This window comes from Streptomyces fulvoviolaceus (assembly GCF_000718165.1).
GTDB classification, from domain to species: domain Bacteria; phylum Actinomycetota; class Actinomycetes; order Streptomycetales; family Streptomycetaceae; genus Streptomyces; species Streptomyces fulvoviolaceus.
Window position 1 is genome coordinate 93,628 of record NZ_JOEY01000018.1, and the last position, 9,549, is coordinate 103,176.

The following is a 9,549-nucleotide window of genomic DNA, read 5'->3' on the forward strand; positions in this document are numbered from 1 at the left end:
ACCCTTTCGTCATGGCTGTGCGCCTCGGATGATCTCTGTAGCCAGCGCTTTCTCAACCGCCTTGCGGCTAAGGGGAGATGAAGCGGAACTGAACAGTCCGCAGGTCGCCGACCGGTTCGCGGTAAGCGCTTCCTGTGTGTCAACTCGGCGTCGACAAACGATAATTCGCAGGCCACCCGCTCTTTCCCTGACACCGGTTCCAATTGATCAGCGAAACGCGGCACTGCGGAAGGCAAGCGAAGATGTCCGGAGTACGCCCGGGAACACGGCACTACACGCTCGTCTGTTCCTCATGCGGAACCCGTTACGAGGACGACGGCCTCCTCCTCGACTGCTCCCGTCGGCACGAAGCGGCATTTCTGTACACCGAGTACGGCAGAAGCGGAACCCGTCACGGGGAAAGCGCCGGCCTGTTCCGGCATGCCCCGATGCTGCCGGTGGCGCGCACCTTTCCCGGTGTGCCCGGCCCGGTCGTCCAACCCGCCGAACGGCTCGGCCGCCGCATCGGCCTCGACCGGCTGTGGGTCGCCTTCAGCGGGTACTGGCCGGAGCGTGGGGCGAACCTGCCGACCTGCACGTTCAAGGACCTGGAGGCGTACACGGTCCTGGGCCGGCTGCCCGCCGAGCCGCCCGTGCTCGTGATCCCCTCGGCGGGCAACACCGCCGCCGCCTTCGCCTGGGCCGCCACCCGGCACCAAGTGCCCTGCCTCCTCGTCGTGCCCGCCCCGGCCATGGAACGCATGCGCTTCCCCGCCCCGCTCGACCCCTGCGTACGGCTCGTCGTCCTCGACGGCACCGCCACCTACAGCGACGCCATCGCCTGCGCCGACCTCCTGGCCCAGCTCCCCGGCCACCACGCCGAGGGCGGCTCACGCAACGTCGGCCGCCGGGACGGCCTGGGCACCGTCATGCTGGCCGCCGCCGACTCCCTCGGCCGGCTGCCCGACACCTATGTGCAGGCCGTCGGCAGTGGCACGGGAGCCATCGGCGCCCACGAGGCGGCCCGCCGCCTGCGCGCGGACGGCGAGGCGCTGCCCCGCCTGCTGATGTGTCAGAACGCGCCCTTCGCGCCCCTGTACGAAGCCTGGCGATGTACCGGCACGGCGCCCGCCGACCGCGAGCACGAGCCGCTGGCCCGTGAACTCACCAACCGGCGGCCGCCGTTCACCGTCCGCGGCGGAGTCCGCGACGTGCTCACCGAGAGCGGCGGCGACGTCCTGTGCACGGACAACGATGTCGCCCTCGCCGCCATGGCCCTCTTCGAGGAGATCGAGGGCATCGACATCGAACCGGGCGCCGGAGTCGCCCTGGCGGCCCTGGCCGACGCGGTACGAGCGGGGCAGGTCCGCCGCGACGAACTGGTCCTCCTCAACATCACCGGCGGCGGCCGCGCCCGCCAGGCCCGCGACCTGGCACTCGTCCCCGCCGAACCCTGGCTGCGCGTGCCCTGGCCCGGCCGGGACGAGGGGCCGCGAGCCGTCGCCGAGCAGGTGGCACGGCAGCTGACCGGCTTCGCCGCCGTCGCGGAGGCCGCCCGATGACCGACCCCCGGGTTCTGGACCTGTCCGCCGCCCAGCGCTCGATGTGGTTCGGGCAGCGACTCGACCCCGCCGGGCCCGCCTACAACGTGGGCGAGTACACCGAGATCCACGGCCCCGTCCGCCCCGGCGACTTCCGGGCGGCGATACGGCAGGTGGTCGACGCCACCGAGACGCTGCGGGTCCGGTTCACGGCAGACGACGACGCCGTACGCCAACTCGTGGACGCCGACCCGGCCTGGGACCTGCCCGTCGTCGACCTCACGGGCGAATCCGACCCCCGATCGGCCGCCGAGGCCTGGATGGCCGCCGACTTCGCCACGCCCTTCGACCTCGACCGGTCCCCGCTCTTCCGGTACGCGCTGCTGAAGCTTGCCGACACCCACTGGATCTGGTATCAGCGCTACCACCACATCGCCGTCGACGGCTACAGCTGCTCCCTCGTCGCGAGCCGGGTCGCCGCCGCCTACACCGCCCTCCTCGCGGGTACGCCGCACACTCCGCCGTCGGCGCCCCTCGCCCCGATGGTCGCCGCGGACGAGGCCCACCGGGCCGGCGAACGGCACGCTGCGGACCGGGAGTTCTGGACGCGCGCCCTCGCCGACCGCCCCGACCCGGTGAGCCTGTCCGCCCGCCCGCCGCAGGTCGCCGGGCGCTTCCTCCGTCGTACCGGTCATCTTCCGTCTCCCGCGGGGGACTTGGTGCACGCGGCCGCCGAACGCGCCGGCACCCGCTGGTCGCGTGTCGTCCTCGCGGCGACCACCGCCTATCTGCACCGACTCACCGGAGCCCGGGACATCGTCCTCGGCCTCGCCGTCACCGCCCGCGAGAACGACACCGAACTCGCCACCCCGGGCATGGCGTCCAACGTGCTTCCCCTGCGACTGTCCGTACGGCCCGACACCGCCGCCGGTGACCTCGTACGCCAGGCCGCGGCCGCCACCCGGGACCTGCTGACGCACCAGCGGCACCGCGGCGAGGACCTGTGCCGGGAGCTGGACTGGCCGCAGGACGGGCGGCGCTTCTTCGGGCCCGTCGTCAACATCATGGCGTTCGGACCGGAGTTGAGGTTCGCGGGGCATCCGACCACCCGCCACAACCTGTCCACGGGGCCCGTCGAGGACCTCGCCGTCAACGTGTACGACCGGGCGGACGCGCACGGCATCCGCGTCGACCTCGACGCGAGTCCCGCCCACTACTCGGACGCCGAACTCACCGCCCACCACCGGCGTTTCGTCCGCTTCCTGGACCACTTCGCCGCCGCGGCCGGTTCCGATGTGCCGGTAGGCCGGATCGAGCTCGCGCCGCCCGAGGAACGGGTGCGGATCGCCGGCGCGGACGCACGCGGGGGAGAGGCGACCATACCTGCGGCGTGCGCCGCGGCCGACCCGGACGCCACTGCGGTTGTCCAAGGCGAACGGCTCACCACCTACGGGCAGTTGAACGCCCGCGCCAACCGCCTCGCGCACCGACTGATCGCCCTCGGCGTCCGACCCGAGGATCGCGTCGCGATCCTCATGGACCGCTCCGACGGACTCCTCACCGCACTGCTCGCCGTCCTCAAGGCGGGCGGCGCCTACGTCGGCCTCGACCTCCGCGCACCCACCGCCCGCACCCGGCGGATCCTGGCCGAGACCGGCGCGACGGTCCTGCTGACGGACACCGCGCCCGCCGAGGCGTACGACGGGATCCTCCCGGTCGTCGTCGACGATCCGACGCTCGCCGACGAACCGGACACGGACCCCGCCGTGTCCCTGCATCCGGACCAACTCGCCTACGTCAGCTTCACCTCGGGCTCCACGGGCACACCCAAGGGCGTCGCCGTCACCCACCGGGACGTCACCGCCCTGGCCGCCGACTCGGCGTTCGGCGACGGCGCGCACGCGCGTGTGCTCGTCCACTCGCCGACCGCGTTCGACGCCTCCACGTACGAGATGTGGGTGCCGCTGCTGAACGGCGGCACCGCCGTGGTCGCCGGGCCGCGAGAGGACGTGGACGCCGCCGCCGTCGCACGTCTGACGGCCCGGCACGGACTGACGGCGCTGTGGCTCACCGCCGGCCTCTTCCGGCTGGCCGCGGAGGAGGACCCGGGCTGCTTCGGGGGGCTGCGCCAGGTGTGGACCGGCGGGGAAGCGGTGCCGGCCGAAGCCGTACGGCGGGTGCTGGCGGCCTGTCCCGGCCTGACCGTCACCGACGGCTACGGCCCCACCGAGACGACCACCTTCGCCACCTCGCGCCCGTGTCCGCCCGGCACCCCCGTGCCCGACCCGCTGCCCATCGGCCGCCCCCTGGACGGCATGCGCGCCCACGTCCTCGACGGCGCCCTCCAGCCCGTCCCGCCGGGCACCGTGGGGGAACTCTACGTCGCCGGTCCCGGTGTGGCCCGCGGCTACCTGGGCCGATCGGGCGCGACCGCCGAGCGGTTCACCGCCGACCCGTACGGCCCGCCCGGCGCCCGCATGTACCGCACCGGCGACCAGGCCCGCGTGACACCGGACGGCGAACTGGAGTACCACGGCCGCGCTGACGGCCAGGTCAAGCTCCGCGGCTTCCGCATCGAACCGGGCGAGATCGAGACGGCCCTCGCCGCCCACCCGGAGGTCGCCCAGGCGGTGGCGGTCGTCCGCGAGGACCGGCCCGGCGACCGACGGCTGGTCGCGTACGCGGTCCGTGCCGGGGGTGCGGTGCCGGAGGCGGGGCGCGCCGAGCATTCCGGGGCGTCCCTGGAGGCTCCGCGTGCCGGGGGCGTGGTGTCGAGCGTGGAGGGTCAGCGTGCCGGGGGCGTGGCGTCGACGGTGGGGGACTCGCGTGCCGAGGGTGTGGTGTCGAGCGTTGGGGGCCTGCGTGCCGGGGGCGTGGCGTCGACGGTGGGGGGCTCGTGTGCCGAGGGCGTGGCGTCGACCGTGCGGGCCCCGCGTGCCGAGGGTCGCGCACCGGTCGCCGAGGAGCCGCACGCCGAGCGTGCCGCGTCGGCTTCGGAGGGCCCTGGGGCGGTGGGTGCCGGGTCGATCCCGGCGGCCCTGCCTGCCGACTCCGCGGCGCTCGTGCCCGCCGAGGGCGCCGCGTCGTCCCTGGAGGCCTCGCCCGTCACGTCCGTCGGGCTCACCTCCGACGCCGCCCTGCGCGACCATCTGGCCCGCCATCTGCCCGACTTCATGGTGCCCTCGGCCGTGGTCCTCCTGGACCGGCTGCCGCTGACCCCCAACGGCAAGCTCGACCGGGCCGCGCTGCCGGCCCCGTCGACCGACACCGCGCCCGCCCACGAGGCCCCCCGCACTCCGCACGAAGAAGTCCTGTGCGCCCTGTTCGCGGACGTCCTCGGTCTCCCCGACGTCGGCCCCCACGACGGCTTCTTCGCCCTCGGTGGTCACTCCCTGCTCGCCCTGCGTCTGCTGGGCCGGATCCGCACCGCCCTCGGCGTCGAACTGACCCTGCGGGACGTGTTCGGGGCGCCCACTCCGGCCGGGCTCGCCCGACTGGCCGGCGCCGGGACGGCCGCACGGTCCGCCCAGCGGCCGGTCCCGCGCACCGTCCCGGGCGAGGTCCCGCTGTCGTCCGCCCAGCGGCGGCTGTGGTTCCTGGACCGGTTGGAGGGCCCGAGTGCGGCGTACGTCATTCCCCTCGCCGTACGGCTGACCGGCGGCCACCTCGACGCCGGTGCCCTGCGCGCGGCCCTCGCCGACATCGTCGACCGGCACGAGATCCTGCGCACGGTGTACCCGGACGCCGACGGCCTGCCCCGCCAGCGGCTGCTGGGCACGTGGCGGCCGGAACTGCACGTCGTCGACGTCCTGGACGAGTCCGAACTCCCGGGGTGCATGGCGCAGTTGGCGGGGGAGGGCTTCCGGCTCGTCGACGAGGTCCCCTTCCGCGCACACCTCCTCGCCCTCGGCCCCGAGGACCACGTCCTCCTCCTCACCCTGCACCACATCGCCGCGGACGGTTGGTCCCTGGACCCCCTCGTCCGCGACCTGGCGACCGCCTACCGCGCCCGGCTGGAGGAGCGGGAGCCGGACTGGGCGCCGCTGCCCCTCCAATACGCCGACTACTGCGTCTGGCAGGACGAGGTGAGTGACCACGACCGTCACCTCGAGCACTGGCTCGAGACGCTCGCCGGGCTCCCCGACGAACTCCCGCTCCCCGCCGACCGGCCGCGCCCGCCCCGCGCCACGCACACCGGCGGTGACATCCCCGTCCGGCTGGACGCGGACCTGCACCGGCGGCTGCGCGCGCTGGCCGGCGAGTCGGGAACGACGGTCTTCATGGCCGTGCAGGCGGGGCTCGCCGCCCTGCTCACCCGGCTGGGTGCGGGGACCGACATCCCCCTCGGCACGCCGGTCGCGGGCCGCGCCGACGAGGCGCTGGACGATCTCGTCGGCTGCTTCCTCAACACCCTCGTGCTGCGCACCGACACCTCGGGCGACCCGACCTTCCGGGAACTGCTGGACCGGGTCCGGGAGACCGACCTCGCGGCCTACGCCCACCAGGACCTGCCCTTCGAGCATCTCGTGGACGCCCTCAACCCGCCCCGCTCACTCGCCCGGCACCCGCTCTTCCAGGTGATGCTCGCCTTCCGTCCGAGCGCCGGACCCCGCCTCGACTTCCCCGGACTGCACGCCCGCGCGCTGCCCGTGGAGACCGGAGCCACCAAGGTCGACCTGACCTTCAACCTGGGCGAACTGCGGGCCCCCGACGGCTCCCCGGACGGCATCGAGGGCATCCTCCAGTACAGCGCCGACCTCTTCGACCGCCGCACGGCCGAGGACTTGGCCGCCCGTCTGGAACTCCTGCTGCGCGCCGCGGTCGACGACCCCGACAAGGCGGTCGGCGCACTCGACATCCTCACCTCCGACGAACGCCACCGCCTGCTGGTCGAGTTCAACGACACCGCGCGGGACGTCCCGGACACCACCTTCCCGCGGATGTTCGAGCAGCGTGCCGTGGAGACCCCGGACGCGGTCGCGGTGTCGAACGCCGACTCTGTGCTGACGTACTGTCAACTCGACGAAAGAAGCGCTCGGTTGGCTCGCGCTCTCACCTCGTACGGCGCCGGTCCGGGCCGGTTCGTCGCGTTCTCGCTGCCCCGGTCGGTCGACATCGCGGTCGCCGTGCTCGCCGTACTCAAGGCGGGCGCCGCCTACGTGCCGCTCGACCCGGAGCACCCGGCCGAGCGCACCGCCCATCTGCTCGCCGACGCGGAGCCCGTGTGCCTGATCACCCGGGAGCCCCTCCCCGTCGACTGCCTTGTCGTGAGTCCCGACGCGACCCCGGTCGATCCGGACGCACCTCTCCCCGAAGCCCGTCCCGCCGACCCCGCCTACCTGATCTACACCTCCGGCACCACCGGCCGCCCCAAGGGCGTCGTCGTCGAGCACCGCAACCTCACCACCTACGTCGCCCGTTGTGTCGAGGCGTATCCGAGCCTGCGCGGCACCTCGCTGCTGCACGCGACGATGTCCTTCGACGCCACCGTGACCACCCTGCACGGTGCGCTGGCCGTCGGCGGCCGGGTCCACATCGCCGCCTTCCACGAGGCGGGTGCCGAGCCGCTGCCCGGCGGCTACACCTTCCTCAAGGCGACCCCCAGCCACCTACCCCTGCTGCCGGCCCTGCCCCACGACCTGTCGCCCGCCGAGGAGTTCATGCTGGGCGGTGAGGCACTGGTCGGTGAGGCCCTGCGTGCCTGGCGCCGCGACCACCCCGGCGTGCGCCTGGTCAACCACTACGGCCCGACCGAACTCACCGTCGGCTGCACCGACCACCGCATCGAACCCGGCGAGGACCTGCCGACCGGCCCGGTCCCCATCGGCCGCCCCATGTGGAACACCCGGGCATACGTGCTCGACGCGCGCCTGAACCCCGTACCGGCCGGTGTCGAGGGCGAGTTGTACGTCGGCGGCGACCAAGTGGCCCGCGGCTACTGGAGGCGCCCCGGGCTCACCGGCGAGCGGTTCGTCGCCGACCCCTTCGGGCCGCCCGGTGCGCGGATGTACCGCACCGGGGACCTGGCGGTGTGGCGTGCGGACGGAACTCTCGTGCTGCGCGGGCGGGCCGACGGTCAGCTCAAGATCCGCGGTCTGCGGATCGAGCCCGGCGAGATCGAGGGCGTGCTCACCGCCCACCCCGAGGTCACCCAGGCCGCGGTGGTGGTGCGCGAGGACCGGGCCGGCGTACGACGGCTCGTCGCCTACGTCGTCGGAACCGGCCACGATCTCCTCGCGCACGCCGCCAGGCACCTGCCCGCCCACATGGTTCCCGAGGCGCTGGTGGCGCTGGACGCCCTGCCGATGACGCCCAACGGCAAGCTGGACCGAGCGGCCCTGCCCGAACCGGCCGTTGCCCGGGAGACGACGGGCCGGGCGCCCCGTACTCCGCAGGAGGCGACCCTCAGGGAGCTGTTCGCCGACGTCCTCGGGGTCCCCGCCGACCAAGTGGGCGCCGAGGACGGGTTCTTCGACCTGGGCGGCGACAGCATCACCTCCATCCACCTGGTGAGCCGCGCGCTCGCCGAGGGCCTGCGGCTGACCCCGCGGGACGTGTTCGAGCAGCGCACGGTGGCCGCGCTCGCCGCGGTGGCGGAAGGCCGGCCGGCCCCCGCCCGGGCCCAGGAATCGCCGATCGGCACCCTGCCCCTCACCCCCGCCATGCACCGGCTGCGCGAACGCGGCGGTCCCATCGGGGCGTTCAGCCAGTCCGCCCTGCTCGTCACCCCCGCGGGTGCCGACGAGAAGCGGCTGACGGCCGCGCTCCAGGCCGTGCTCGACCATCACGACGTCCTGCGGATGCGCCTGGCGCCCGACGGCCGGACGGCGGAGGTGCCGCCTCCCGGGTCCGTCGACGCGGCCACGGTGCTGGAGTGCGTGGCCACCCCCGACGACTTCGCCGCCCTGCTGAACAGGTCCGCCTCACAACTCCGCCCGGAGGAGGGCCGGTTGCTCCGCGCCGTATGGTGCGACGCCGGAGCCGACCGCGCCGGACGGCTCCTGCTGACGGTCCATCACCTGGCCGTGGACGGCGTGTCCTGGCGCATCCTGTGCACCGACCTGGCCGCCGCCTGGCGCGAGGAGGCGCTGCCCGAACGGGGCACCTCCTTCCGGCACTGGGCCCGCCTGCTGGAGCGGGAGGCCCGCACCCCGGCACGGCAGGCCGAACTGGACGTGTGGCGGGCGATGTTGGAGAAGGACCCGGGCCGCCTGCTGGGCACCCGCCGGCCCGACCCCGAGCGAGACGTCGTCGGCGCGATGCGCCATCTCGCCCGGCAGCTCCCGGTCGAGGTCACGACCGACGTGCTCACCACCGTGCCCGCCGCCTTCCATGCCGGCCCCGACGACGTCCTGATCGCCGCGCTGGCCGCCGCGTTCGTCCGGTGGCGGCGGCAGCCGACTCTTCTGGTGAACATCGAGCGGCACGGTCGCGAGGAGATCGCGGCGGGCGTCGACCTGACCCGGACGGTCGGCTGGTTCACCAGTGTCGTCCCCGCACGGCTCGACCTCGCCGGGGTCGACACCGCGGACCCGGCACAGGTCCTGAAGACCGTCAAGGAACAGCTGCGGTCCGTCCCCGACCACGGCATCGGACACGGCCTGCTCCGCCACCTCGACCCGGAGGCCGGTCCGCTCCTCGCCGAACTCCCGGTGCCGGAGGTCGGCTTCAACTACCTGGGCCGGGCGGCCCGTTCGTCCGATGCCGACTGGTCGCCCGCACCGGAACCACTGCGCAACCTCGGCGCCGTCCACGACCCGGCCATGCCCGTGGCCCACGGCCTGGAGATCACCGCCGTGGCCGGCCCGGACGGCCGGCTGGAGACCACCTGGTCCTGGGTCCCCGGCATCTGGGCCGAGGACGACATACGCGCGCTCGCGGACCTGTGGTTCGAGGAGCTGACCGCGCAGGCCGAAGGCACCGGCGCGGCGGGCGGACACACCCCGTCCGACCTGCCCCTGGTGTCCCTGTCCCAAGCAGAGATCGACGAACTCGAAGCCGAGTTCGGCAATGAGTGGAGGTAACCCAC

At 74.0% G+C, this 9,549-nt stretch carries 2 protein-coding genes; both read left to right on the plus strand.

Annotation, left to right across the window (positions count from 1 at the left end; genetic code table 11):
* The first annotated feature begins 242 nt into the window (after positions 1-242).
* Positions 243-1,541 carry a cysteate synthase gene (locus IG08_RS0120655; RefSeq protein ID WP_030604379.1) on the plus strand — a complete coding sequence of 433 codons (1,299 nt, stop codon included), beginning with the start codon at positions 243-245 and terminating at the stop codon, positions 1,539-1,541.
* Positions 1,538-9,544, plus strand: coding sequence for a non-ribosomal peptide synthetase (locus IG08_RS61430; RefSeq protein ID WP_234342925.1), 8,007 nt, complete (start codon positions 1,538-1,540; stop codon positions 9,542-9,544). The genes IG08_RS0120655 and IG08_RS61430 overlap by 4 nt, the downstream gene beginning before the upstream one ends.
* Positions 9,545-9,549 lie beyond the last annotated feature (5 nt).